Origin of the sequence: Streptomyces bluensis (assembly GCF_014650715.1) — a bacterium.
Taxonomy (GTDB): domain Bacteria; phylum Actinomycetota; class Actinomycetes; order Streptomycetales; family Streptomycetaceae; genus Streptomyces; species Streptomyces bluensis.
The window spans coordinates 36,079-62,683 of record NZ_BMVM01000011.1 but is presented as its reverse complement, the minus strand read 5'-3'; the positions used below and the strand labels follow the sequence as shown (position 1 = coordinate 62,683).

20 protein-coding genes are annotated in these 26,605 nt (G+C 70.6%); 8 read left to right on the top strand and 12 right to left on the bottom strand.

Annotation, left to right across the window (positions count from 1 at the left end; translation table 11 throughout):
• Position 1 precedes the first annotated feature (1 nt).
• The 4 genes from IE262_RS25335 to IE262_RS25320 all read left to right on the top strand — a co-directional run bounded on the left by IE262_RS25335 (position 2) and on the right by IE262_RS25320 (position 3,771).
• On the top strand, positions 2–805 hold the full coding sequence (locus IE262_RS25335; RefSeq protein WP_189876791.1) for an ABC transporter permease: 804 nt from the start codon (positions 2–4) through the stop codon (positions 803–805).
• 5 nt (positions 806–810) lie between these two features.
• A complete protein-coding gene (locus IE262_RS25330) occupies positions 811–1,611 on the top strand; it encodes an ABC transporter permease (protein WP_189876788.1) in 801 nt (266 codons plus the stop codon).
• Between the two features lie 131 nt (positions 1,612–1,742).
• Positions 1,743–3,077 (top strand): jacalin-like lectin, encoded by a 1,335-nt coding sequence (locus IE262_RS25325; protein ID WP_189876785.1) that lies wholly within the window; start codon positions 1,743–1,745, stop codon positions 3,075–3,077.
• 100 nt (positions 3,078–3,177) lie between these two features.
• Entirely contained in the window at positions 3,178–3,771 is a 594-nt protein-coding gene (locus IE262_RS25320) for a TetR/AcrR family transcriptional regulator (protein WP_189877134.1), read from the top strand.
• 617 nt (positions 3,772–4,388) lie between these two features.
• Here IE262_RS25320 and IE262_RS25310 read toward each other — a convergent pair.
• The 5 genes from IE262_RS25310 to IE262_RS25290 form a co-directional block, all read right to left on the bottom strand.
• A complete protein-coding gene (locus IE262_RS25310; protein ID WP_189876782.1) occupies positions 4,389–5,189 on the bottom strand; it encodes an isocitrate lyase/PEP mutase family protein in 801 nt (266 codons plus the stop codon).
• Positions 5,190–5,271: 82 nt separating this feature from the next.
• Complete coding sequence (locus tag IE262_RS25305; RefSeq protein WP_189876780.1) at positions 5,272–7,011, bottom strand: DUF2264 domain-containing protein; 1,740 nt, start codon at positions 7,009–7,011, stop codon at positions 5,272–5,274.
• 83 nt (positions 7,012–7,094) lie between these two features.
• A complete protein-coding gene (locus IE262_RS25300) occupies positions 7,095–8,144 on the bottom strand; it encodes a rhamnogalacturonan acetylesterase (protein ID WP_189876777.1) in 1,050 nt (349 codons plus the stop codon).
• A gap of 127 nt (positions 8,145–8,271) precedes the next feature.
• Positions 8,272–9,684, bottom strand: a complete 1,413-nt coding sequence (locus IE262_RS25295) for an RICIN domain-containing protein (RefSeq protein WP_134028487.1) — start codon at positions 9,682–9,684, stop codon at positions 8,272–8,274.
• Positions 9,685–9,689: 5 nt separating this feature from the next.
• Positions 9,690–10,790: a glycoside hydrolase family 43 protein gene (locus tag IE262_RS25290; protein WP_189876774.1), complete on the bottom strand. Its 1,101-nt coding sequence runs from the start codon at positions 10,788–10,790 to the stop codon at positions 9,690–9,692.
• A gap of 224 nt (positions 10,791–11,014) precedes the next feature.
• On the opposite strand from IE262_RS25290, the gene mmuM reads away from it, so the two are divergent.
• Positions 11,015–11,944 carry a homocysteine S-methyltransferase gene (gene mmuM / locus IE262_RS25285; protein WP_189876771.1) on the top strand — a complete coding sequence of 310 codons (930 nt, stop codon included), beginning with the start codon at positions 11,015–11,017 and terminating at the stop codon, positions 11,942–11,944.
• Between the two features lie 72 nt (positions 11,945–12,016).
• Here the strand turns inward: mmuM and IE262_RS25280 are convergent, their stop codons facing one another.
• Positions 12,017–12,616, bottom strand: coding sequence for a TetR/AcrR family transcriptional regulator (locus tag IE262_RS25280; protein WP_189876768.1), 600 nt, complete (start codon positions 12,614–12,616; stop codon positions 12,017–12,019).
• An 88-nt stretch (positions 12,617–12,704) separates the two neighbouring features.
• On the opposite strand from IE262_RS25280, the gene IE262_RS25275 reads away from it, so the two are divergent.
• Positions 12,705–13,583 carry an alpha/beta fold hydrolase gene (locus IE262_RS25275; protein WP_189876765.1) on the top strand — a complete coding sequence of 293 codons (879 nt, stop codon included), beginning with the start codon at positions 12,705–12,707 and terminating at the stop codon, positions 13,581–13,583.
• Between the two features lie 203 nt (positions 13,584–13,786).
• Here IE262_RS25275 and IE262_RS25270 read toward each other — a convergent pair whose 3' ends face one another.
• From IE262_RS25270 to IE262_RS25245, 6 genes are read right to left on the bottom strand one after another with little or no spacing between them, the layout of a single operon-like run.
• Positions 13,787–15,031: an alginate lyase family protein gene (locus IE262_RS25270; RefSeq protein ID WP_189876762.1), complete on the bottom strand. Its 1,245-nt coding sequence runs from the start codon at positions 15,029–15,031 to the stop codon at positions 13,787–13,789.
• Positions 15,032–15,061: 30 nt separating this feature from the next.
• The gene (locus IE262_RS25265) at positions 15,062–18,391 is read right to left on the bottom strand and encodes an alginate lyase family protein (protein WP_189876759.1); all 3,330 of its coding nucleotides are present in this window, start codon (positions 18,389–18,391) and stop codon (positions 15,062–15,064) included.
• 28 nt (positions 18,392–18,419) lie between these two features.
• Positions 18,420–20,204 carry an Ig domain-containing protein gene (locus IE262_RS25260; RefSeq protein WP_189876756.1) on the bottom strand — a complete coding sequence of 595 codons (1,785 nt, stop codon included), beginning with the start codon at positions 20,202–20,204 and terminating at the stop codon, positions 18,420–18,422.
• 55 nt (positions 20,205–20,259) lie between these two features.
• The gene (locus IE262_RS25255) at positions 20,260–21,129 is read right to left on the bottom strand and encodes a carbohydrate ABC transporter permease (protein ID WP_189876754.1); all 870 of its coding nucleotides are present in this window, start codon (positions 21,127–21,129) and stop codon (positions 20,260–20,262) included.
• On the bottom strand, positions 21,126–22,121 hold the full coding sequence (locus tag IE262_RS25250; protein ID WP_134028505.1) for a carbohydrate ABC transporter permease: 996 nt from the start codon (positions 22,119–22,121) through the stop codon (positions 21,126–21,128). The genes IE262_RS25255 and IE262_RS25250 overlap by 4 nt, the downstream gene beginning before the upstream one ends.
• Entirely contained in the window at positions 22,118–23,467 is a 1,350-nt protein-coding gene (locus IE262_RS25245; protein WP_189876751.1) for an extracellular solute-binding protein, read from the bottom strand. Before IE262_RS25245 ends, IE262_RS25250 begins: the two co-directional genes overlap by 4 nt.
• Positions 23,468–24,038: 571 nt before the next feature.
• On the opposite strand from IE262_RS25245, the gene IE262_RS25240 reads away from it, so the two are divergent.
• Both IE262_RS25240 and IE262_RS25235 read left to right on the top strand, forming a co-directional pair.
• A complete protein-coding gene (locus tag IE262_RS25240; RefSeq protein ID WP_189876740.1) occupies positions 24,039–25,052 on the top strand; it encodes a hydroxyacid dehydrogenase in 1,014 nt (337 codons plus the stop codon).
• 177 nt (positions 25,053–25,229) lie between these two features.
• Positions 25,230–26,318: a LacI family DNA-binding transcriptional regulator gene (locus IE262_RS25235; protein WP_134028509.1), complete on the top strand. Its 1,089-nt coding sequence runs from the start codon at positions 25,230–25,232 to the stop codon at positions 26,316–26,318.
• Positions 26,319–26,605: the final 287 nt, after the last annotated feature.

The window sequence follows — 26,605 nt, the reverse complement described above, 5'->3', positions numbered from 1 at the left end:
GATGGCGGTTCTGCACGCCTGGCGCACCGCCCGCGTCACCCCCCTCGGCGAGCTGCACACCCCGCCCCGGATAACCGCCGTCCTGCTCCGGCTGACGGTGCAGGTGGTTCTGGTGGCGTCCCTGTGGCACGGCCTGTACGCGAACACCGGCACCACCGCCGGACTCGACGTCGACCAGGCCGTGACGTACGCCGTGCTGGCCGTCCTCGCCTCGCGCCTGCGGGAGCTGGACCAGTACGCGGGCCGGGACACCGTGCTCCAGCACATGCACTTCGGCACGATCGTCTACTGGTATCTGCGGCCCCTGCCTCCCCAGCGCTACCACGCCCTGCGCGCCCTCGGCGAGCAGTTGTACGGGTTCGTGTGGGCGCTGGCCGGATACGGGGTCTGTCTCGCGGCCGGGGTGGTGCAGCCGCCGGTGTCGGCCGCGGTGGCGGGGGTGTTCGCGCTCAGCCTGGTGCTCGGCCAGCTGGTCCTGTACTTCGTGATGCTCGTCCTGGACCAGCTGTGCTTCTGGACGGTGCGCAACAACGCCGCGATGCTCATCCTGATCTTCGCGCAGAACCTGCTGTCCGGGGTGTACGCGCCGCTGTGGTTCTTCCCGGACTGGTTCCTCACGATGAGCGGGTTCCTGCCCTTCCAGGCCACGCTGAGCGTGCCCCTGTCCCTCTACATCGGCCGCATCCCGCTGTCGGACGCCGGCGGTCAGCTGGCGATCCAGGCGGTCTGGGTGGTCCTGCTCGCCCTGTTCACCCGTTTCCTGTGGCGGCGGGCCGCCCGCCGTGTCATCTCCCAGGGAGGCTGAGAACTGTGAAGGCCGTCCGGATCGCGTGGCGTATCACCGTTCTCAACTTCCGCGCGCAACTGGAGTACCGCACCGAGTTCCTGCTGATGATCGCGATCGGCGCGATCTGGCAGGTGTCGGTGATCGTGTTCGCGACGGTGCTGCTGTCCCGGTTCACCGGGATGGGCGGCTGGGACAGTTCGGAGGTGCTGCTGATCCCGGCGACACGGATGCTCGCGCACGGGTTGTTCGTGCTGGTGCTGGGGCGTATGCACTTCGTCGGCCGGCAGATCCAGGAAGGGAGGATCGACATCTATCTGGTGCGCCCCATGCCGGTGCACCGCCATGTCCAGCTGGCCTACTTCCCGACCAACGCGATCGGTGACCTGACGGTGGCGGCGGGGCTGATGGCGGGCGCGCTCAGCCGCAGCGACCTGGACTGGACGGCGGGCCGGATCTCGTACCTGGTCGCCGCGGTGATCGGCGGCATGCTGCTGGAGGCGGCCCTGTTCACGGCGGTGGCGTCGGCCGCCCTGCGCTTCCCGGCCGCCGACTACTGGAGCCGCTGGCTGGAGGAGCTGCTCGGCACGTTCGGCAGTTACCCGCTGAACGTCCTGCCGAGGGCGGTGGGCGGTTTCCTGACGTACGGGCTTCCGCTCGCGTTCGTCGCGTACTTCCCGGCCGCGGTCCTCACCGGCCACGGCCACGACACCGGTGTGCCGTACTGGCTGGCGGCGCTCTCACCGCTGGTGGGCGTGCTGGCCTACCTGGGGGCGCGGCTGCTGTGGCGGTGGAGCCTCGGGCACTACGCGGGGGTGAACGGGTGATGTCCGTCTGTGGGTGGCTGCCGTTTCCCAACTTCCTTTGCAGTCACACTGGTTGACACCGAAACGGAAGCTGAGCACCGTTCATCTTCACAGTCACTGCCTCCCCGTTCCCCCCACCGGAGACCTCCACCATGAGACGACTCATCGGCAGCCTCGCGGCCGCCGCCCTGGCCCTCACCGGACTCGCCACCACCGGCTCGGCGCCCGTGGCCGCCGCCGACTCGGGCAGCACCCCTGGGGGCACGTTCAACGTCCTCACCTACAACATCGCGGGCCTCCCGCTCGGCCTCGGCGACAGCGACCCCGAGACCAACACCCCGCTGATCGGCCAGCGGCTCGGGCCGTACGACATCGTGAACGTGCAGGAGGACTTCAACTACCACGCGTCGCTGTACGCGAACGACTCCCACCCGTACCGCACGGCGACCAGCGGCGGAGCCGCGTTCGGCGACGGGCTCAACACCCTCTCGGACCACTCCTTCGAGGACTTCGAGCGGGTCAAGTGGACCAACTGCACGGGCACCAACTGCCTGACGCCCAAGGGGTTCACCCTCGCCCGGGTCCGCCTCGCCGAGGGCGTCTTCGTCGACCTCTACAACGTGCACACCAACGCGGACGACACGGACGACGCCCTCGCCGCCCGCCGCGCCAACGTCGAGCAGCTGTCGGACTTCATCCAGGCGAACTCCGCGGGCAACGCCGTGATCGTCATGGGCGACACGAACACCCGCTACACGCGCTCCGGCGACAACATCCGCACGCTCGTGAACGAGAACGGCCTCAAGGACCCGTGGGTGAAGCTGGTCAAGGGCGGCACACCCCCGGCCCAGGGCAGCGACGCTCTGGTCTGCGACGCCGCCGCCCCGACCAACGACTGCGAGGTCGTCGACAAGGTCCTCTACCGCGGCAGCGACCTCGTCAACCTCGACGCCACCCGCTACAACAACGACTGGAAGTCGTTCCTCCGCTCCGACGGCAAGCACCTCTCCGACCACTACCCGCACGCGGTCGACTTCTCCTACACCCTCAACTCGTCCCTGCGGGCGAGCGACTTCTTCGGCGGCCCGCACGGCACGGCGTTCAACGACGCGGACGACCTGCCGGCCGACGTGTCGCCACGCACCCTCACCCTGCGCGGCAGCTCGCGCCTGGACGCGGTGGCGCTCACGCACGACGGCGGCACGGCTGTGTCGCACGGAGGGACCGGCGGCACGGCCACCTCGCTCACCCTCGCCTCGGGTGAACACCTGACCTCCGTGCGGCTGACACAAGGGCAGAGGGACGGCCGTACGAGGATCTTCTCCGCCGCCTTCACGACCGACAAGGGCCGTTCCCTCTCCGCCGGTACGGCCACGTCCGACGCGAAGACCTTCACCGCTCCCTCCGGCTGGCAGATCGCCGGCTTCACGGGCCGCGCGGGCGACGAGATCGACAAGCTGGGGGTGCTGTACGCGCCGATCGGCTGACGGAGCTCGGGCCTCTTCTGCACCTTGTCCTCCTAGGCGATAACCTAGGCTCCCTAGGTTATCGCCGATGGGACGGCGCAGACGCAGAGGAGTGCTCGCCATGGCCCGTGCCGGGCTCACGACCGAGCGGCTCGTGGAGGCCGCGGCCGACCTCGCGGACGAGGTCGGGTTCGAGAACGTCACGCTGTCCGCGCTGGCGCGGCGGTTCGGGGTGAAGGACGCGAGCCTGTACGCGCACATCAGGAATCTGCGGGACCTGCGCACACGGGTCGCGTTCCTGGCCGGGGGCGAGATGATCGACCGTATCGCCGCGGCGGTGGCCGGGCGCGCGGGCAAGGACGCCCTGGCCGCCTTCGCCGGCGCCTACCGGGAGTACGCGCTTCAGCGGCCGGGGCGGTACGCGGCGACCCAGATCCGGATCGACCAGGACCTGGTCGCCGACTCGCCCGCCCTGCGCCGCACCGCCGAGATCACGTACGGCATGCTGCGCGCCTACGGCCTTGACGAGCCCGACCTCACGGACGCCGTACGCCTGCTGCGGAGCACCTTCCACGGCTACTGCGCGCTGGAGGCGAGCGGCGGCTTCGGCGCCCCCCGTGACGTACAGGCGTCCTGGGACCGGGCCGTCGCCGCCCTGCATGTGGCACTGGAGCACTGGCCCCGGAACGACCACGAGGAGCCGTCCGATGAGTGACCCGTACGTCGACGTGTGCGGCACCGGCCCGGTGCTGCTCGTCCTCCCCGGCGGCGCGGGGCACCCCATGGGGCTCGACGCGGTACTCCCCGCCGGTGCGTCCGCGCACGCGTACGTCTTCGGCAGCAGCTCAGGCGGCATCACCGCCCTCGACCTGCTCGCCCGGCACCCCGAGCGGCTGCGGCACGTCGTCGTGCACGAGCCGCCGTGCGTGGGGGTTCTGCCCGACGCGGCACGGCACCTGGCGATGTTCCGGGAGGTGTACGAGACGTACCGGGCGGCGGGCGTCGAGGCGGCGATGGCCCGGCTCCAGGCCGGGTTGGAGGCTACGGGCCAGGATGCGGGCACCGGGCGGAGCGTGGCGGCACGGCCGTCCGCGGCCGAAGCGGACACCGACGTGCGTCCGGCGACACCCATGGACCTCTTCCTCACCCACGTCCTGCGCCAGTTCACGGCGTACGGTCCGGACCCGGCCGCCTTCCGGGGCAGCCCAGGCCGCCTCACCCTCGCCTTCGGCCAGGAATCCCGCGGCCTGCTCCTCCACCGCACGGCCGAGTCCGTCGCAGGGGTCTGCGGCGGTGCGCTCGCGGAGTTTCCGGGAGGTCATCTGGGCGCCGTCACTCACGCCGTCGCGTTCGCCGACCGGCTCGTGGATGCTCTGCTTCCGTCAGGGACCCCGCGCGTGCCTGCACCTCCTGGTAGGTCGGTGTCAGACCCCGCGGCGGATGTCCGGCCCTGATGTCGGCGACCGCCTCCAGGGCCGCCCCCAGGGCCCGCCGGTACGGCAGCGAGCCGAGGCTGACACGGCGGACGCCGAGGTCGCCGAGCCGGTCGACGGAGGGGCCGGTGGGTGAGTAGAGGATGTTGAGCGGCACGTCGAGGGCCCGTACGAGCGAGGCGATCGTGGCCGGTTCGCTCAGACCGGGCACGAACACGCCGTCGGCGCCGGCCTGCTGGTAGGCGTCGAGGCGCCGTGTCGTCCCCTCGCCCTCTCCCAGCCAGTACGTGTCGGTGCGGGCGTTCACGAAGAGGCCGGGCGCCGCCGACTTGACGGCCGAGATCTTCGCGGCGTGCAGCGCGACATCACCGAGTCGGTCCTCGATGTTGACCCCCGCGGCCCCGGCGGCGTGGAGCTCGCGCGCCAGCTCGCCCACCTCCTCCGGGTCGTCGCTGAAACCGTCCTCCGCGTCGACGGACAGCAGGAAGGCTTCCGAGCCGAGCAACCGGGCCAGTCGGAGCGTCTGTTCCCGTGTCGCCGCCGCACCGTCCGGGAGCCCCACAGCGGCGGCGACCCCCAGACTCGTCGTCCCGACCGCGGCGAACCCCTGCGCGGCGAACGCCACCGCCGAGGCATGGTCCCAGGCGTTGGGCAGGAACAACGGCGCGTCGCCGTGGTGGAGCTCGCTGAAGGCACTCATGTCGGATCTCCCTGGTCTCCGTCCGTCATACGGACAGGTTAGGAGCCGGACGTTTCGGTACCGGCCGACATGTTCGTCGGGGTCACGCGCCCACGACCACGACCGCCCCGTCCTCCAGCCGTGCCCGCGCCTCGGAGCCGCCGCTGAAGCGGACGTGGATCTCGCCCGTTCCGTCCACGCGTACGGAGACCGACTCCTCCAGCGGTACGGGGTCCGGCTCGGCGGTGAGGCGGGCAAGGGCCACGAAGACCGTGTCCTCGCCCGCCGTGACGCCCGTCAAACCGTCGGCTGAGTCCGGCAGGCCGTGCACGGGCTTGAGTTCGGCCCGAGTGCCCTCGCTCGCCGCCCATCCCGTGACACGCACCGGCGTTCCTTCGGGCGCCCCCGACACACGGAAGGCCCGTACCTCCACCGCACCCTCGGCCAGCACGAGGCTCGTGACCCTGGCGCCGTGGGCCGCCGTGTGGCGCGAGGCCGCCCAGCCCTCGCCCACCCCCAGCGGCTCGATGCCGGTGCGGCTCGGGTCCCCGCCCACGATGACGCTGTTGTCGATCAGGCTGTTGTCGTCCGCCCGGGACGGCTCCGTCACCGTCGAGTACGCGAGCCGCGTGTAGTACGGGTCGTAGCGGACGTCCTCGCTGCCGTGGTTGTGGAGGCGGACCAGGCCGTCCGAACGGGTGGCCTGGAGCAGCCAGTTGGGCGGGCCGACCGGTCGCACCTCGTCCGCCCGCTCCACCGGAGAGGGCTCCTCCGTCGCCGTCCACACCTCGTGGTCCTCGGGCAGCAGCAGGCCCAGGAATCCCTTGCTCGCCCAGTACGGGGAGGCCGGTCCCGAATAGCCTTGCAGGACGGCGGAGTCGGGCCCGCGCCAGCCCAGCGTGAGCAGGCCGCGGTCGTCCACGGCGCCGCGGTCGAGGAAGTACCTCAGCGCGCCCGACGCCAGCCGCCGCGTCTGCCCTGGCGGCAGCGGTGTACGGCCCGTGAGGGCGCCCAGCCACAGGGGTGCCGTCGTCGCGAACCGGTACGTCAGGGAGCGGCCCTGGTGCATGGGCGCGCCGTCGCCCCCGAACAGGCGGGCGTAGTCCGCGAGGTGGGTCGAGAGCCTGCCGCCGTACAGGTCCAGCAGCCGTGCGTCGTCCGCCAGCCAGGCGTGCAGCACCGGGTACAGGTGCATCGCCCAGCCGTTGTAGTAGTCGAACTTCCGGCCGTCGCCGTCCGTGTACCAGCCGTCGCCGACGTACCACTGCTCGATGCGCTCCAGGCCGCGCTCGACCGCCCGGTGGGAGGCGTCCGTCTCGTGGCCGATGTCGGCGAGGAACCCGCCGACCGTCACCGGGAACAACTCCCAGTTGCAGGGCCAGGGTTCGGCCGTGAGGGCGTCGCCGAGCCAGGCCGCCGCGCGCTGCCGTACGGCGTCGTCGAGGCGGTCCCACAACAGGGGGCGGGTCAGGCGCAGCGCGAGGGCGATCGACGCCGCCTCCACCAGGGGCTGGCCGCGGTCCTCGATGCGCGGCCAGACGCCGGACACTCCGGCCGCGAGACCGTCCCCGTACCGCTGGAGCGCCTTCTCGTCCCGGCGGAAGGCGGCCAGCAGGAGGGTGCGGGCGTAGCCCTCCAGGCCGTCGGAGAGCCGTCCGGACCAGCTCGTGCGGTCGCCGGGCAGGTGGTACAGGGCGCCGTCGGCGGTCGCGTACGGCTCCACCGCGGCGAGCAGGGAGCCGGCGGCCGCCTCCCAGTGGGCGCGGGTGAAGCCGGTGTACGGGCTGAGGGTGCGGTCCTCGTGGGGCTCGTGAGACTCAGGTCCAAGGGACTCGCGTGGCATCGGGGGCTTCCTGTCTTGCGTCGGTCCGGGCATCCGGGCACAGGCCTGGGGCGCCCCGGTTCCGGTCGGGGCGCCCCAGGGGCTTATCGCAGCCGCACCCTGCCCTCGGGCACCAGGTGCTGGGCGACGAGTTCGTCGCGGACCAGGCCCGCGTAGACCGTCGCGCCGTGGACGGAGGTGTGCGTGTTGTCGCGCTTCTCGTTGTACAAGTACACCGACTTGGAGGCCTCCACACCCAGTGATTCGACGAGCGCCTTGGTCCTGGCGGTCAGGTCGATCAGGGGGACGCCCTTGTCCGCCGCGACCGAGCGGATGACGGCCGGGTGGTTCACGCCGAGGCCGTTCACGAGCAGCGCGGTGTCGTTGTTCAGCGTGCCGTCCGCGTTGAACCAGCGGCGGACGATCGGAGTGAGCAGGACCGGCTCGCCGCCCTTCTCTCGGACACCCGCCACCAGGGTCTCCAGGTTGGCCCGGTACGTCGCCTCGTCGGTCTGCTTGTCGTTGTGGGCGAGCTGGATGAGAACCAGGTCGCCGGGGCGGATCAGCCGCTGGACGGTACCCCACAGCCGGGGGTCGGCGAGGTAGGAGACCGTGCTCTCGCCGGAGTCCGCGTAGTTGGCGACGGACAGGCCCTTGCGGAGGTACTGGGGGAGCTGCTGACCCCAGCCGGAGTACGGGTCGCCGGGCTGGTCGCAGGAGGTGGAGTCGCCGACGAGGAAGATCTGGCGGGCCCGGTTGGCCGGGGTCACGCGGATGCCGGCGAGCGCGGGCGCCGAGCCGCCGAGCACGAGGTCCAGGCCGGGCGTGCCCTCGGCGCCGGTCGGCTCGCCCTCGGGGGTGCGGACGTTCACGGTGAAGCTGCGGGCCACGCGCTCCCCCGCCGCCGTGGCCGTCTCGGGCAGGAGCGAACGCCGGGTCTCACCGCCGATGCTGGTGCTCGCGGCGCTCTCGCCGCCGAGGAGGACCGTCACGTCGTAGGTGCCGGGAGCGACATCGAAGTGGCAGGCGGTGGCGGTGCAGTTCTCCTTGCCGAGGGCTGGGAGACCCTGGTGCGCCTGCGCCTGCGCCGGCACGGCCGACAGGACGGTGCCCAGGGTCGCCGCGGTCAGCAGGGCGACAGTGAAACGTCTCATTACGGCTCCTCACGACGGACGGCCCGTCCCGGCGGAGGACCGTACACCGTCTCGGCAAGCGCTTTCTAGTGGTCGGCGGTCCTGCACCTGACGCACCTGACCGCCGACCGTCATCCCTGACCGTGCGTCACGTGCCCCGTGTCCACTGCTGGTTCGTACCGCTGTTGCACGTGTACGTGATGAGGGCGGCGGAGTCGGCGGTGGACCCGCCGTTCACGTCCAGGCACTCGCCTGTCGCGCGGGACTTGATGGTGACGTAGGAGCCGCTGGTGGTGAGCGACCACTGCTGGCCGGCGGCCGAGGCGTCGCAGTTCTCCTGGGTGACGGTGGAGGCGTTCTCCTGCACGCACAGGGAACTGCTGCGCACCATCAGCTGGTAGGAGCCGCTGCCGACGGACTTGAACCAGTACTTCTGGTTGGTGCCGCCGTTGCAGGTGTACTGCTTGATCTGGGCGCCCGCCCACAGCGACTGACTGGTCACGTCGGCGCACTTGGAGGAGTGGCGGGCGATCAGCGTGTTGTACGGGGCGCTGGTGCCGCTGATCGTCCCCGCTGCCGTGTCGATGGTGACCTCCGGCGACCAGGACATGGACATCGTGGTCGAGCTCGGGAAGGTCAGCGGCAGCCACACGTAACGGGAGTCGTTGACGGTCCCGCCGAAGGAGTTGCCCCAGCGGTCGCCCATGTAGAGGTAGGAGGTGCCCGAACTGCCCTGCACGGGAAGGACGTACGCGGTCTGCGAGCCGAAGGTCGTCGAGTCGCCGACGTTGGCCATCGCGGTCCACGGGCCGGCGATGCTGGTGGCGGTGGCGTACTGCTGCTGGTTGGGGCTCCAGCCGGTCGCGCCCGATGTCAGCATGAAGTAGACGCCGCCCCGCTTGAACAGCGCCGGGGCCTCGCGGTGGCCGCCCGGCCAGGGGTTGGCGACGAGGCTCGCGATGCCGGTGTAGTCGGCGGTGAGCCGGTAGATCTGCAGGTCGTAGTTCTCGCGGGCGGCGGAGATCATGTAACCGGCGCCGTCGGTGTCCACGAAGACCGTGATGTCGCGGGACATGTGCTGGCCGAGCGGGCGGAAGCTGCCCTGCCAGGTGTAGGTGCCGTCGACGGTGTCCGACACGGCGACGGCGGCGCGGGCCTCGCTGTAGTCGGTGCCGTTCTCCTTGTGCATCCACATCACGAACTTGCCGGTGGACGCGTTGTACATGACCTTCGGCCGCTCGATGTTGGCCCTGGCCAGCTCGGAGGCGCTGGACTGGGTCAGGACGTGGTTACGGAACTCCCAGTTCTTCAGGTCGGTGGAGCGGTAGGCGTCCACGTACCGGAAGGTGTTGTCGGCGTTGCGGTTCTCGCCGAACCAGTAGTAGTAGGAGCCGACCTTGATGACCCCGCCGCCGTGGGCCTGCACGGGGTTGCCCGACGTGTCGGTGAACTGCGTGCCGTTGGTGAGGGTCTGCGGCGCCGCCTGGGCCGGGCCTGCGGTGGCGAGCGCCCCGGCCAGCGCCAGGCAGAGGCTGAGGAGGATCGCGTACGCGCGTCTCATGCCGATCACGCTCCTTGGGATCCGTGGGTGGGTGCGTCGGCGACCGGGATGCCGAAGTCCGGTGTGCCGTCGGCCTTCCAGCCGAGCCGCTGGATGCGGGTGTGGCGGTTGGGGTCGTTCAGCGGGTCGCCGTCGATCTCCTTGTACTGGCGCGCGTGGTAGACGAGGACGTCGGTCCGGCCGTCCTCGGCGACCGTGAAGCAGTTGTGGCCGGGGCCGTACTGCTTGGTGGTGTCGTTGCTGGTGAACACCGGGGTCGGTGACTTCGACCAGTTCGCGGGGTTCATGAGGTCGGCGTCGGCGTCGACGGTGAGCAGGCCGAGACAGTAGTTGAAGTCGGTCGCGCTGGCCGAGTACGACATGAACAGGCGGCCGTTCCGCTTGATCACCGAGGGGCCTTCGTTGACCTTGAAGCCGATGGTCTCCCAGTCGTACTCCGGTGTGGTGAGCCGGACCTGGGGGCCCGTCAGGGTCAGTGGGTCGGCCATCTCCGACAGCCAGAGGGCGGTGTTGTTGTCCATGCCGGGCTCGTGCTGGGCCCAGGCGAGGTAGCGGGTGCCGCGGTGGGTGAAGGTGGTGGCGTCCAGGGAGAAGGTCTCCCAGGCCGTCTTGAGCTGGCCGCGCTCGACCCAGGCGCCCTGGAAGGGGTCGGGGTGGGAGTTCTCCAGCACCCAGATGCGGATCGCCCAGATGTCCTCGGCGGGCGCGGAGGCGAAGTAGATGTACCACCTGCCGTCGATGTGGTGGATCTCCGGCGCCCAGATGTGCGCGCCCATGACGCCGGTGGCGTGCTTGCGCCAGATGACCGTCTCGTCGGCGGTCGCGATGCCGCGCAGCGTGCGGGATCTGCGCAGGATGATCCGGTCGTACTCGGGGGACGTGGCCGTGAAGTAGTAACGGCCGTCGGTGTGGCGGTGGATGTGGGGGTCGGCGCGGTTGCGGACGAGCGGGTTGGCGTACGGCGCGGCCTGCGCGTACTGCGTGGCCTGCGCGGAGGGCGCGGCCTGCGCCACGGTCGGCATCGCGGTGAGGGCGCCCGCGGCCAGGGCGCCCTTCAGCAGCAGTCGTCGGTCGGGAAGTGCGAACGGGTCGTTCTCACGGCTCATGTGCACACGGCCTCTCGCGGAGTGGGGGGACTCAGGCGAACACAAAAGAAAACAGAAACGTTCGAGCTGGTTCGGGATTTCGCACAAGATCTGTCATTCCGAACGCCGAAAAGGTAAGGGCGTGTTACCGCGAGGTCAACGGGTCGGACGGGACGAAGACGCGGCGACGCCGACGGAGCGCCCCGCTTCGACCAAGCGGCCCCGGGGTCGATTAGCGTCGAGACATGACCAGCAGCACCCACCCCGCCCTCGCCGACGCCCTCGCCTCCGGCCCGCTCGTCCTAGACGGCGGTATGTCCAACCAGCTGGAGTCCGCCGGCCACGACCTGAGCGACGGGCTCTGGTCGGCCCGGCTGCTCGCCGAGTGCCCCGAGGCGGTCACCGAGGCCCACCTCGCCTACTACGAGGCGGGCGCGGACGTGGCGATCACGGCGAGCTACCAGGCGACGTTCGAGGGCTTCGCCAGGCGCGGGATCTCCCGCGGGCGTGCGGCCGAACTCCTCGGTCTGAGCGTGGAGCTGGCGCGCGAGGCGACCCGGCGGGTGAAGGACGCCTCGCGGCCCCTGTGGGTGGCCGCGTCCGTCGGCCCGTACGGCGCGATGCTCGCGGACGGCTCCGAGTACCGGGGCCGCTACGGGCTGACCGTGGCCGAGCTGGAGGCCTTCCACCGCCCGCGCCTGGAGGTCCTGGCCGCGGCCGGGGCGGACGTCCTCGCCCTGGAGACCGTGCCCGACGCCGTGGAGGCCGAGGCATTGCTGAGGGGAGTACGCGGCCTGGGCGTGCCCGCGTGGCTGTCGTACACGGTCGCCGGGGACCGCACCCGCGCCGGCCAGCCGCTGGAGGAGGCGTTCGCCCTGGCCGCCGACCTGGACGAGATCGTCGCGGTCGGCGTGAACTGCTGCGCCCCCGAGGACGTGCGGGGCGCCGCCGCGACGGCGGCCCGTGTGACGGGCAAGCCGGTCGTGGTGTACCCGAACAGCGGCGAGACCTGGGACGCCAGGGCCCGCACCTGGACGGGCCGCTCCACCTTCACCGCCGAGCAGGTGACCGGCTGGCAGCGGGCCGGGGCGCGGCTGATCGGCGGCTGCTGCCGGGTGGGACCGGAGGCGATCACCGGAATCGCGGAGACGGTGCGACGGGACCGAGCGCGGTGACCGCGAACGACCGGCCGAAGGGTTTCACGAACACGAGGAAACCGGTCGGCATGGCCGGCACGAGGAAACCGGTCAGCCCGGCGCGAGCCGGTCCAGTTGGTGGTCCAGGACGGCCAGTGCGGACGCCGCCGTGTGGTGACCGAGGAGCAGGGCGTCGCCGAGGCCGGCGACCAGGGCGAGCAGGATGTCCGTCTCACGGGCGGGATCGAGGTCGGCCGACAGGTCGCCCTCGGCCTGCGCGGCGGAGACCAGACCGACGACGGCGTGACGCAGCTGGGTGTTTCCGTCGCGGAAGCGGTCGGCGATCGCCGGGTCCTTCAGCGCCCGGATGAGGAAGGCGTTGGCCACCAGCGACTCGGTGCGGCTGCCGTCGTCCGTGGGCAGCAGGGCGGCGAGGAAGGCACGCAGGGCGGTGCGGGAGGTGCGCGCCGCGGGCAGGCCTGCGAGCCCGTGCGCGATGCGCTCTCCGACCCGCTCGCGCAGGCGTCCGGTGGCGTGGACCAGCATCTCGTCCTTATTGCGGAAGTAGTGCTGGACCAGCCCCTTGGACACCCCGGCCTCCGTGGCGATCTGACTGAGGCTCACACCCTCCAGGCCGCTGGTGCCGGCGATCCGCCACAGGGCCTCAATGATCGCGTTCCGGCGCTGCTCGTGGTCGACCCGCTTGGGCATCTCCACCCCTTTCGCAATCCGATCGTATTGCCAAGTGTCTCGCAGGCTCTTTACAATCCGATCGTATCGCCAAAACTGGAGGTGGCCGATGGGCCTGGGCACGTACCACTCCCCGCAGGCCCACGCCGCATTCGACGCGGTGTACGACGCCGGAATGCGCGCCCTGCCGGAGCCTGCGGCCACCCACGACGTACCGACCAGGTTCGGGACGGTGCGCGTGTACCGCTTCGGCCCCTTGGGCGGCGCCCCGCTCGCCCTGCTGCCGGGGCGCGCCGCCACCTCAGTGATGTGGCAGCCGAATCTCCCCACCCTCGCCGAGCGCCACCCCGTCTACACGCTGGACGTGCTCGGGGAGCCGGGCCGCAGCACCCAGACCGCGCCCCTGCGTGACGCGGACGACCAGGCGGCCTGGCTGGAAGCCACCCTGGCCGGGCTCGGCCTGGACGGCGTCCACCTCGTCGGCCATTCCTTCGGCGGCTGGCTGGCATGCAACTACGCCGTACGGGCGCCCGCACGGCTGGCCTCGCTCACCCTCCTCGACCCGGTCAACACCCTGGGCAGGTTCCCCCTCGGCCTGCTGCTCCGCTCCGCCCTCGCCGCTCTGCCGGTGATCTCCCGCTGGGGCCGTCCCGCGTTCTTCCGGTGGATCAACGGCGGTGCGGCCACTCCCCAGGACGACCCGGTCGCCGCCGTGATCGAAGCGGGCATGCGGGACTACCGCATGGCCACGCCCATGCCCGCGTTCATCACGGACGACCAGCTGTGCTCCCTGGCCGTCCCCGTACTCGCCCTGGTCGCGGGGCGCAGCGTGATGCACGCCCCACGCGCCGCCCACGCCCGCGCCCAGGGCCGGATCCCGGACGTCCAGGCCGAATTGTGGCCGACCGCCACCCACTCCCTGCCGTCCGAGTCGCCCGCCGAGACCAACGCCAGAATCCTGCGCTTCGTCGACGGCGTCACCGCTTAGGGCCTGGGCCACAGGGCGAGTTCTCCGGCGGCACGGGCGGCCGGAACCGGTGGGCGCCGGCGGGCGGCGCGGCGTACCACGGGCCCGGTCCGGTCCACCGTCACGCGCCCACCAGTTCCTCGCGCTCGTGAACCGTCGTTCACGTCAGAGCGTCACATCACCTCCGGTTTTCCCACGTGCGGTCACTTTTCGGGCACTTTCCGCTACTTGGCGTACATCAGCGTGCCGAAGCCCAGCTGGTCGAAGCCGCCGCTGTTGGGGCCGTAGTCGCCGCCACCTCCCTCGGGGCGGACACTCTCGGCGATACGGGTGATGTACGGGACGGACAGGCCCCGTCGCCGTGCGTAGTGGTAGTGCAGGATGTCCCACACGGGGCGGACGTGTCCGCGGCTGGCGGAGGAGATCACCGTGTGGGTCTGCTGGGCGCAGTTCTGGCCGCTGCCCCAGCGGTAGGTGGTGAAGGGGACGTCCTCACCGAGGTTGTACTTGGCGACGTACTGGGCGGCCTTCATGAAGCGGTTGTTGTCGTAGCCGTACAGGTCCTCGCCCTGGCTCCAGGCCATCTCGCAGAAGGCGCCCATGAGGCCCATGCCCATCACGGTGTGGCCCTGGTCGCGGCCGGACTCCTGCCACTGCGCGAGGCCCTGGTCCTCGTACACGAACGGCACGGCGTTGCGTATGGCGCCGTTGCCCGCGCCGTTCTTGAAGTAGTTGACCGCCTGGTCGTACTTGGCCCCGTCGTCGCACAGGATCCCGATCGCGAGGATCGAGTTCATGTTGCACAGGTCCCAGTTGGCCCAGTAGTTGGTGATGCAGGCGTCGTTGTGCTCGCGGAGGAACCGGTCGTTGAGCGGGTAGAAGACGTTGAGCATCATCGTCTTGAACCGCTCCAGGTCGAAGCCGCTGTAGCCGCGCATGAGCTCGGCGGCGTTCGCGAACTGGTAGCCGTAGATACCGGCGGCGAGGTAACGGTCGGCGTTTCCGGTGACGGAGGTGAGGGTGGACGACCAGGCGTTGAGGATGCGGACCGCCGCGTCGCCGTTGGCGGTCGTGCCCGCGATCTTCCAGCGCAGGGCGTTCTGGTAGGCGGCGTGGATGTCGTTGTAGAGGATGGTGTAGTTCTCGCCCGTGCCGCCGCGGATGACCGTGGCCTGCGGCCTCGGTGTCCAGGTGCTGGCCGAATGGCCGTTGGCGGTGAGGCGGTTCCAGCCGGACAGCCACGGGTTGTCGCCCGCGGCGACCCGTACCTTGGCGCGGTTGAGCTCGCCGTAGGCGTGCAGCATGCCGGGGTGGGTGAAGGTGGCCGGGGCCGCCTCGGCCGGGCCGGTGAGGGCGGTGGCCGAGGCGCCGACGGCGAGGGCGGCGGTGAGGCCGCCGGCGGTCTTCAGCAGACCGCGGCGGCTCACTTCCGTGTTCTGGAGGTGCCGGTGGGGGGAAGTGCGGCTCATCTCTGGTGCATCTCCATTCCTGTGGGGGATCTAGCCGGGAGTGACGCTCACCTCGCTGAATCGCGCGGTGCCGAGAGCCCGGGGGCTGCGGGAGCAGACCACCAGGCCCACGTAGTAGGGGGCGTCGCCGAAGCCGGGGATCTCTCCCGCGGCGAGGGAGGTCCAGGTGACGCCGTCATCGGTGGAGACGGCCGCGGTGAAGGCGGTGCCGGTGCGCTTCAGCCGCAGCAGGCAGGGGGCGCCGACCGTGGCGTTGCCCGTGAAGGCCGACCGTCCGGCCACGGTGGTGCGGAGCATGAGCTGGGCGGAGGTCCCGCCCGTGACGATGGCTCCGGCGGCCTGGTCGAACGGTGACAGTGACTTGGCCATGAGCAGCCCGACCCGGTCGCCGCTCGCACCCTCGCGGGAGACGAGCCGTGCGGTGACCTCGCAGTCCCCGCTGACCGGACGACGCACGAACTGCCCCGTCATGCCCTGGTTGTTGACGTTCAGGTCGACCCCGGCACCACGGACGACGAAGGTCCCGTCCTCGTACCCGGTGGCACCGGGGGTCGTGACCGCCACCACGCCAAGGGTCCCGAACTCCCGGTCGTCGAGGATCACATCGCCGAGGTCGCCGTACGTCCACGGCGCGGGCGGGGGTGTGCCGACCGTGAGCCGGAGCGTGCCGCTCCCGTCACCGGCGGCGTTGCCCGCGGTGGTGGTGACGGTGAACTCGCCCGTCCGGGTGGGCGTTCCGTGGACGACACCGGTGCGCCTGTCGAGGCGCAGGCCGTCCGGCAGTCCGTCGGCGGTGAACCGCACGGGCTCGTGCGAGGCCCGCAGCACGTGCCGGAAGGGGACGCCCTTGTTCGCGAACGCGGTGGTCGCGGAGGTGAGTTCCGGCACCGACGGGGCCGGCATCGGCGCGGAGGCGGGCGCCGACAGCGGGCCGCGTCCGGCGGCGTTCGACTTGGCGACGGCGTAGTGGTACGTCGTGCCGGGGGTGCCCGTGGCGTCCGCGTACGTGATGCGGGTGCCGAAGCCGACCGGCCCGACGCCGGTCGCGAGCGTCTCGTACCGGCCGTGCGCGTCGGTCGCCCGCAGCACCGTGTACCGGGCCGAGAGGTCCGGGTCGGTCCAGGCCAGCTCCACCGCGTCCGCACCGGCCCGCGCCCGCAGGTCGGTGGCGGCATGTGCCGGGCGCGGTGTGGCCCACACCTCGCCGGTGGCCGACGACATCACGGTGACGTTGTCGAAGGCGCCGGTGCCGGTCTCGGCGTACTCCTCGTCGACGCCCAGGCAGGAGGTGAGGGCGAGCCCGGCGTACGCGGTGCGGCCGAGGTCGACCTCGGTGGAGCCGACCTCCGTCCAGCGGATGCCGTCCGGGGAGATGGCTCCGGTGCAGCGCCGGCCCCTGCGGGTGACGCGCACCCAGTACGGCATGCGCAGCCGGTAGCCGTCGCCCGCGCCCTCCACGTACGGGGCCTCGATCGGGGTCGCCGACTCCGGCAGGTTCCCGAGGTCGGAGATCGGGAAGGAGGCGCTGGTGGTGATGGCCTGCTGCTGGGTGGGCGGCACGGGGGTGCTGCCGGTGGCGGAGACGGGCGCCCCGGGCTTCGGGCGTACGGTCCACACGCCGCTCCAGGTGTGCAGCGGCAGGCCCTGGATCAGCATCGAGGCGTGCGGGGCTTCCGGATCGAGGGAACCGCGGAGGGTGACGCCGGTCTTGGAGTACTGCGAGCTGAGCGGGAACACGATGCGCGCGGTGACGGAGCCGTCGCCGCGCAGCGGCAGGTGCGCCACCCGGTAGGAGTCCGCGGTGCCGCCCGCCTCCAGCACGAACCGCTCACCGTCGAAGAGGGCGGCCCCGGCGCGCCCCACGTCCCCGACGTCCTGGGTCGCCCAGGGCTCGGGCAGACCTGCGGTGGCGGCCGCCCATCCTGAACTGCCACTGCTGCCCAGGGAGTTGGAGGCGGTGACCTGGTAGTAGTAGGTCCGTCCCGTGCGGACGTCGTCGTCGGTGTAGGTGGATGTGTCGATGCCGGACGCGATCTGCTCGTACGGGCCCTCGGGCCTGGTGGCCCGCTGGACGGTGTACTCGTCCGCCCACGCGGACGGCAGCCAGCTGACGGTGACCGTCTTGTCCTGCCCCACGGCCGTGACGCCCGCCGGAGGCGTGGGCGTGGCCGCTGCGGGTGCTGTGGCACCGGCGTAGGCGAAGGTACCGAAGCTCGGCAGGTCGTCGTTGCTGCCCTCGACGACGCGGGCGCCGCCGGTGCCGCGGAAGACGGCGGCCTTCGTGTGCGGGGTGTCGAGGCCGCGTACGCCCGCGTAGTGGGCGTAGTACATCTCGTAGATCGGGGGCAGGGTACCGCGGACCTTGTCGGAGACGGTCGTCTTGATGTACTTGCCGGTGCGGTCCAGATCGGGGGTGAAGGGGACGTCGCCACCGAGGTTGTAGCGGGCGGCGTACTCGGCGTTCGCGAGGATGCGGTGGCCGTCGAAGCCCCACAGGTCGACGCCCTGGTTCCAGGCGACCTGCGCGGCGTCGCCCATCAGGCCGACGGCGAGCTGTTCGTGGCCCTGGTCGCGGCCGCTCTCCTGGCCCTGTCCGGCGTCGGTGACGACGCGGCCCGGGACGCTGCCGTTGCCCGCTCCGGCGGCGGCGAACATCAGGGCGTCCTCGAAGAGCGTGGGCTCCTCGCAGAACACGCCGATGGCGAGGACCGTCTGGATGGCGGTCAGGTCCCAGTTGCCGTTGGCGTAGAGCATGTAGCCGGACACGGCCGGATACCAGACGTCCAGGAACGACCGCTCACAGCGGGCGAGGTCGTCCGCGTCCCAGCCGTCGTAGCCGGTGTGCCGCAGCAGCTCCGCCGCGTTGACGAACTTGAACGCCTGGAGCCCGGCGCCGAGCGGGCCGTCGGCCCCGGTGATCGCGGTGAGCGACGCCGACCAGGCGTTCAGGATGTCCCGCGCCTTGTCCGCGTGGGCGCGGTCGCCGGTGACGCACCACATCAGCGCGTTCTGGTAGGCGGCGGCCGAGTCGGCGACCGCCTGGTTCTGGAAGTTGGTGGGGCCGCGGCCCCAGGAGGTGATCTGGCCGGTGTTCTGGACCGTGTACGTGGACTTCGACCGGGCGTGCGCGGCGAGCGCGAGGTAGCCGTCGTGGACGGGGGACTCCTGCGCGGCGACCGCGGCCTTCATCCGGTCCAGGTCCTCCTGGGAGTGGAGGAGGCCGGGGTGTCGGAACGTGAAGGCCGCTTCGGCGGCCGTCCGGGCCCGGGCGGCCGTGGCGGAGGCGGACAGCAGCCCGCCCGCGGCCACGGCCGTGAGCCCCGCCGCGCCGAGGAACGACCGTCGGCTGAGGGAATGCACGGATGTCTCCTGTTTCAGTGGTGCCGCGTCACGGGTGCTCGATGGTGAGCGTGACGTCCTGCGTGGCGGTGCCCACGCTGTTGGTGGCCGAGACGGTGACCGTGAAGGTGCCGACGTTGTCCTTGGCCTTCCCGGAGATCAGACCGGTGCCGGTGTCGATGTCCAGCCCCTTCGGCAGCCCTTCGGCGCTGAACTTCGTCGGCAGCCCGCCGGCCGTGATGAGGTGGTTGAAGACCTGGTGCTTGGTGGCCGTGGCCTTGTCCGGGCTGGTGATCCTGGGCGCGTCGCTGGACGTCGCCTCGGTGGAGTTCAGGAACCGTGTGTTCAGCACGTGCTCGTTGGCGTACGCCGGCATCATGTCGGTGAACTTGTACCAGCCGGGCTTCTTCATCCCGTTGCCGATGAACTTGCCGTTGATGACGAGGTTCTGGAAGGTCACGTTCTGGATGGCGTGGTCCGCGTCGTGGCCGACCATGACGGACGGGTTGGCGCGCGTGCCGGTGTAGGTCATGTTCCGGATGAAGACCCCGTCGATGCCCCGTCCGACCGATGTGTTGTAGCTCTTGTTGAACATGACCCGCATGTTGATCAGCTGGCCCCAGCGGAAGTCCTCCACCCGGATGTCCTGGGCGCGGACGTTGCGCAGCAGGTTGCTGTCGCCCGGGTTGAGCGCGATGCAGCCCTGGTAGTCCATCTGCGGTTCGCGGTGGTCGAGGATGTCGATGTTGCTGAAGACGAGGTTCTCGATGGTCTCCGGCTTGTCCGTGTTGCCGTGCGTGCCGACGTTGATCGGGTGCGCGACGTCCGCCCAGAGGGTGGAGTTGCGGACGGTGATGTTGCGGCAGTCGCCGTAGTAGTCCCAGCGGTGGGCGTAGATGGCGATGCAGTCGTCCGCGTTGCGCATGTGGACGCGGTCGATGAGGACGTCCTCGCTGGAGAAGACGTCGATGCCGTCGCCCCACTGGCCGTGGCTGTAGGCGTGGAAGTTGCGGATGGTCACCTGCTGGGACTGGCCGATGGTGGCGGTGTAACCACTGCTCGGGTTCAGCACCATCACACCGTCGATCTCGATGTTCCTGGAGTACTCCACGAGGACACCGCTCGGCGAGTTGTACAGCACGCCGCGGCCGATCAGCCGGGCGTTCTCGACCTCGTGGAACTCCACCCGCGACGTCAGCACGGCGCCGCCGGCCAGATAGACCGTCTTGCCGCTGGGCACCTTCACCACGTTGTCGGCGGTCTTGTGCAGACCCGGGCCGAAGTAGATGACGTCCGGGTCGTCCGGGTCGGGCCGCTGCGACTCGATCGGGTTGGCGTGCAGTTGCAGGTTGTCGAAGATCTCGCCGTCGATCTCGATGGAGAGGTTGCGCGGCTCGGTGAGGGTGAAGCTCACCGTGTCGCCGTCCACGGTGAACGGGATGTCGTAGGACAGGGGGCGTATCCGTGCCGAGCCGATGGCGCCCTTGGACGAGGTGACGGCGACCTCGACGGTGCCGCTGAAGTCGAAGGTGGCGACGGAGGAGTTGAAGACGGGGCCGCTGCCCGTGTTCGCGTCGATCTGCTTCGCCCTGGCGCGGTAGACCGGAACCGTCTCCCACGCACCGTCCGGCTTGCGGGCCTTGACGGAGAAGCTGGAGTTGGTCGGGACCCCGCTGGGGATCGGGTACACCACCAGCCGGTCGGCAGCTGTGGGCGGGCCCTCGGCTCTCGCGGTGCCGGCCGTGGCTCCGACCAGGGTGTACGCGGCGGCGGAGGCGCCCGCGGCCTGGAGGAGTGTGCGCCGGGACAGGCCGACGGTCTCGGGGTCGTTCATGGAGCGGTCCTTCCATACGGGAGAGAGATGAGAGACACGACAGAGAGGGCAGAGGTCACTTGAGACCGGAGGTGGACATCCCGGCGACGAAGCCACGCTGGGCGACGAGGAAGATCAGCAGGATGGGGACGACATACATCACGGAGGCCGCGGCCTGGAGTTCGAGGACGGGCGTGCCGCCCTCGTTGACGTAGGCGGTCATCACGGCGACGGCGAGTGTGGTGCGGTCGGTGGACAGCAGCAGCTGCGGGGCGATGTAGTCGCCCCAGGTCCAGGTGAAGGCGATGATGAAGCTCGCGGACAGCACGGGCCAGGACTGCGGCAGGAAGATCCGCCAGAAGATCGACGCGTAGCCGCAGCCGTCGACGATCGCGGCCTCCTCCAGCTCACGTGGCATGCCCGCGAAGAACTGCCGGAAGAGGAAGACAAGATACGGCGCCGCGGACAGGCCCCACAGCACCCACGGCCAGTAGGTGTCGACCATGCCGAGCTTGGCGAAGATCAGGTAGGTGGGCAGCAGGGTGACCATCTGCGGCAGCATCATCGAGCCGAGCAGGACGCCGAACAGCACCTTCTTGCCGGGGGCGTCGAGCCGTGCGAAGCCGAAACCGACCCAGGCCGAGCTGAGGGTGACGAGGGTGGCGTAGACGAGGGCGATGATCAGGGAGTTGCGGGCGTAGCCGAGGAAGTCGATCTCGGTGAAGGCGCGTGCGAAGTTGTGCCACTGGAAGACGTCCGGCAGCCAGTGCACGGGCGAGGCGGCCAGTTCACCCTGGGTCTTCAGGCCGGAGAGGACCAGCCAGCCGAAGGGGCCGAGGAACAGTCCGGCGACCGATACGAGGACCGTGTAGAGGGTGAGGCGCCTGACGCGCACCCGCACGCGTACGTCGGGCGACGACGTGGGCGGCAGACTGGTGGCGGTCATTTCTTCGCCTCCGGGTCGACGTTGTAGAACACCGCGCCGGACGCGCACTTGAAGATGAGTCCGGTCGCGATGAGGATCAGGACGAAGAGCACCCACAGCAGCGCGGAGGCGTAGCCGTAGCGGCCGAGCGCGAAGTACTGCGCGAACACATGCATCATGTAGAGGTAGTTGGACTGCGGGATCGTGGTGATGCCGCTGGTGTCACCGAGCGGGGCCAGCAGCAGCGGCATGATGGTCTGCACCGAGGCGATCATCCCGGTCACCGTCTGGAACAGCAGGACGGGCGACAGCAGTGGCACGGTGATGCTGCGGAAGGCGCGCCAGGCGCTCGCCCCGTCGATCCGCGCCGCCTCATGGAGCTCCCGGGGCACGTCCTGGAGGCCCGCCAGCGAGATGATCATGACGTTTCCGGCGCCCCAGAGCACTGCCATCAGCAGGACGTAGCGGGCGTAGGGGTCGGCGAGCCAGCCCACGGCGTCGATGCCGAAGAAGGTCAGTACGCCGTTGGCGGCACCGGAGTTCTGGTCGAAGAGCAGCTTGAAGGCGATGCCCGCGCCGACCGGGGGGACCACGGCGGGCAGATAGAGCAGGGTGCGGAACAGGCCGCGCGCCGTGAGGGGCCGGTTGACCAGGACGGCGAGAGCGAGGCCCGCGACGATCGACAGTGGTACGGACGTCACGGCGAACAGGCCCGCTCGGCCCAGCGCGTCCCAGGTGACCGGATCGCTCAGCAGCTCGCGGTAGTTGCCCAGTCCGACGTAGCGCCAGTTGGGCGAGATGCCGTCGAACGTGGTGAAGCTCAGCCACAGCGCGTATGCCATCGGTGTGACGGTCAGCAGCAGGAACCCGAGGATCCAGGGCGAGGTGAACAGGTAGAACGCCCGGTGCCTGCGCGCGGTCATGGAGATCCGGGGCCGGCCGGTTGCCTGTGCGCGCCCGGCGTACGCGGCGCCCGGCCGGTCCGTGACGGAGGTGACCTGATGAACCGTCATCCCACTTGCTCCTTACCGCGCTTCAGCTGCTCGTTGATGGCCGCGTTCAGGCGGCCGGCGAGGGTGTCGACGGAGATCTGGCCGTTCATCGCGGCGGGGGCGGTCTGGTTGAAGAGGGCGTCGAACGCGTCCGCCCGGGTGTAGGGCGTGAAGGAGACCACCGAGAAATGCTTCAGCTCGTTCTCCTGCACCTTCAGCACCCGCTTCTGGTAGTCCTCCTTGGCGGGCATCAGCGGGCGCAGCGACTTCAGCGTGGGGATGCCCCAGCCGCCGGATGCGCGCGCCCTGGCCGGCTCCTCGCCGAAGAACCACTCGAAGACCCGCCATGCGGCGTCCTTGTTCTTCGCGCCGCGCGGCATCCACAGGCCGGTGCCGCCCTGGCAGGCGCTGATCCGCTCACCACCCGCGAAGATCGGGGCGGGCGCCAGCCGGGACACCTCCGCCAGCTTCTTGTCGGCGCCGATCATGCCGCCCATCCAGTAGCCGGAGTTCGACATCGCCAGCCGTCCGGCCTGGTAGGTGGGCCCGTCCCAGCCATTGGGATCGGGCTGGATGAGGCTCGGCCCGACCTTGGTCCTGCAGTAGTCGATGTACCAGGCCAGCGCCTTGCGAGCCTCGGGGGCCGTGAAGTCGACCCGGGAGAAGTCGTCGCTGAAGAGGCTGCCTCCGGCCGACGCCGTGATGGTCGCCAGGAGCGTGGCCCGGGTCAGCCCGGCGAAGCTGCCGCCGAAGACGACGGTCTGGCTGTTCTTGCGCTGGACCAGGCGCTCGGCGGTGGCGAGCCACTCCTCGTAGGTGACCGGATCGGTCTCGGGCGGGTAGTCGACACCGGCCTTGTCGAAGGCCGCGGTGTTGTACCAGTACATGGAGTCCTGGGAGAAGTCCTTCGCCATGCCGTAGCGCGGCCCCTTGCCCTGGGTCCGGCCGTCGAACCGCCACAGGTCATTGACGGGGTCGAGGTCGTCGGCCTTGAGGACGCTGCTCCGGGCGAAGTAGGGGTCCAGCTCCTCGGCCACGTCCCGTGCCGCGAAGTACGGCAGTTCCACCGCGCCGACGCCGCGCACCAAGTCGGGCGGGTTGCCGCTGGTGAGCATCGCGATCAGCTTGGTGATGTCGTACTTCACCAGGACGATCTTGATGCCGAGGTCCTTCTTCGCCTGCTGGATCTGCTCCGGCAGGATGTCCCCGGAGTTGACCATCACCGTGACGGTCTCGCCGGAACCGCTGACCCCGCTGGACACCTGCAGCGCGCAGCCACTCAACGCCGCAGCTCCGGCCATGGCTCCACCGGCCGACATCGCGAGGAACCGGCGGCGACTGGGCGGAGCACCGGCGTGTGCGCGCATGAGCGCCTCACCTTCTGCAAGGGAACCAAGGGGGGAATGCAACTCGGCAGCGGTGGTAACAGGTAGGAACCGTTTGCTCCATCCGAGTGGCCGAAGCTTCATCGCGTTCAGAAGGCGCGTCAAGGGTCTGCGCCGACTTTCGAAAAGTCCGGCGCACCTCGCCGCCCCCTGACACCGCTTGCCCGAGCCGGCCCGCCACCTCCACAACATGCCCTCCGAACTGGGCAGTTGCCGTGTCGGCGGCCTCGTGACCGATGTCGCCGGACACTGCGGCCCACAGGACGCCGAAGCGCGCGGAGCGGAGCGGGGACGGAAACGCCCGGCCTCCTGACGGGCGCCGGGCCGCAGGGTCAGGCCACGGGCGCCGGCCGTTCGGCGGATGCCGGAAACTTGTTACGGCGACCATCCGGACTTCGCCCCGCACCTGGGCCTGACAAGGCCGTTTGGCGCATCGCCTCGTGCCGAAACGTTTCCCGCTCGTGGTGAACACTCACACTGATTGACCCTCCCACCGGGCGAGACTTACGGTAGAAGGCGCTTTCAGAAAATGTTTCCCCACTTCAGGAGAGCCATGCCCAGCGCCCACCTGCCGAGGGCCGTGTTCGCCATGGATCCGGTGCACCTCCCGCTGCTCTTCCCCGAGCCCCTCATGGCGCGGCTGCGGCAGACGGCCCAGATCGACCCCACGCTCGTCGTACGGGACTTCACCGCCCCCGCCGCCGCCCCGGCGCTGGCCCGCGCCGAGGTGCTCGTCACCGGCTGGGGCTGTCCGCGCCTCGATACGGACACCCTGGCCGCGGCACCGAACCTGCGCGCCGTGCTGCACGCGGCGGGCTCCGTCCGCTCCCTCGTCGGCGACACCCTGTGGCAGCGCGGGGTCGCCGTCTCCAGCGCGGTCACCGGAAACGCCGTGCCGGTCGCCGAGTACACGCTCGCCATGATCCTCCTGGCCGGGAAGGACACCTTCACGCACCGCGAGCGCTACCGCGCCACCCACACCTATCCGACCACCGCCGAGACGGCGGCGACCGGCAACCTCGGCCGCCGTGTCGGAGTCATCGGCGCCTCACGCGTGGGCCGCCGCCTCCTCGAACTGCTGCGCCCGTACGACTTCGAGGTCCTCCTCCACGACCCCTACGTGGACGCCGTCGAGGCCGCCGCGCTGGGTGCCCGGCTGGTGTCGCTGGAGGACCTGCTGAGCCACAGCGACATCGTCAGCCTGCACGCCCCGGACATCCCCGAGACCCAGCGCATGCTCGACCGCGGCCGGCTCGCGCTGATCCGCGACGGCGGCGTGCTGATCAACACCTCGCGGGGAGCCCTCGTCGACCACGACGCCCTCACCGACGAGCTGGTCGCGGGCCGGCTGAGCGCGATCCTCGATGTCACCGACCCGGAGCCGCTGCCCGCCGACTCGCCGCTCTACCGGCTCCCCAACGTGTACCTCACCCCGCACATCGCCGGCTCGCTCGGCAACGAACTGGAGCGGCTCGGCCGCATCGTCGTCGACGAGTTGGAACGCCTGGCCGCGGGCCTGCCGCTGGCCCACGAGGTGCGGCACGCGGATCTGGCCAGGGTCGCCTGATGCGCCCCGCCCGCGACGCCTCCCGCCTCGTCCACGAGCCCGTCCGCACACTCCTCCACAAGCCCGTCCACAAGCCGTCCGGCCAGGAGTAACCATGGGATACGGTTTCGCCACCGGCGGGGGACGGGAACCCGGCTTCCGCGGTGAACGGGACACTACGGTGAAGGAGCCGCAACGGTGAGTCAGCGCAAGGCGCCCAGTGACGCCGGACGGGCGACCATCCGCGACGTCGCGGAACGCGCGGGCGTCTCCGTGGCGAGCGTGTCCCGCGTCCTGTCGGGCAACTACCCGGTCTCGGACGAGCTGCGCCGCCGGGTGATGAAGGTCGTCCGGGACCTGGACTACGTCACCAACGCCCACGCCCGCTCGCTCGCGGGCGGCGGCACCCCGACGGTGGCCATCCTCATCAACAACATCACCGGCGCCGCCTTCGCCCATGTGGCCAAGGGCGTCGAGGGCGCGGCCACGCTGCGCGGCTGGCTGTCCCTGGTCGGCACGACGGGCGACGACCCCGAGCGGGAGCTCGCCCTGGTGAACCTGATGCGCCAGCAGGGCGTCGCCGCGGTGGTCCTGCTCGGCGGCGCGTACGACTACGACGAGTACCAGTTGCGCATGGCCCGCTTCGCCCGCTCCCTCGACGCGGCCGGTTCGCACCTGGTCCTGGTCGGCAGGCCGCCCCTGGAGGGCGACGTCCCGGCGACGACGGTCGACTACGACAACGAGAGCGGCGCCTACGCGATGGCCAGCCACCTGCTGTCCGCCGGCCACCGCAAGATCCTGGTGCTGCCGGGACACGCCGAACTCACCACCGCCCGCAGCCGTCTGAACGGTGCCCGGCGGGCCTTCGAGGCGTACGGCGTGCCCTTCGACCCGGGCATGGTGCGCCACGGCCCGTACGACTACGAGCACGGGTACGAGGCGGTCGAGACGAGTCTGCGGGAGGGCGTGGACTTCACCGCGGTGCTCGCCGGGACCGACGTGGTCGCCGCGGGCGCCATGCAGGCCCTGCGCGCGGCCGGGCTGCGCGTGCCCGAGGACGTCTCGATCGTGGGCTACGACGACATCCCCCTGGCCTCGCAGCTCACCCCTCAACTGACCACCGTGCACGTGCCGTACGAGGAGATGGGCCGCGTCGCGCTGCGGGCCGTCGCCGACCGCCGCGAGGGCGGACCGGGCCGGCGCAGGAGCGCGGACGGCGAGCACCTGGTGCTGGGCACCCATGTCGTCGTACGGAACTCCGTCGCGCCCCCGGCACGGCGCGACTGATCCACCGCGCCGGGCGATCTGCTCGCCCTGTTTTCGTAAACGGTTTCTCGAATCTTTCCGCGTCACCACAGGGCGGTCACCGACCCCGGCCCTCACCCCTGCACACCCTCCGAAAAGCCCGTCCACCTGCGTGGATGCGCCCGCGGTGGCGCCTCGGCCGCGATCCGTCCCCTCGTCACGCGACCGACAAACCGGCGTAACAAATTGGCCCGCACCTCTTGCTATGTGTCCCGGCCTCGGCCTACCTTCCCTGCAACCGCTTACTACAGCTTCTGCTTGGCCGGTCA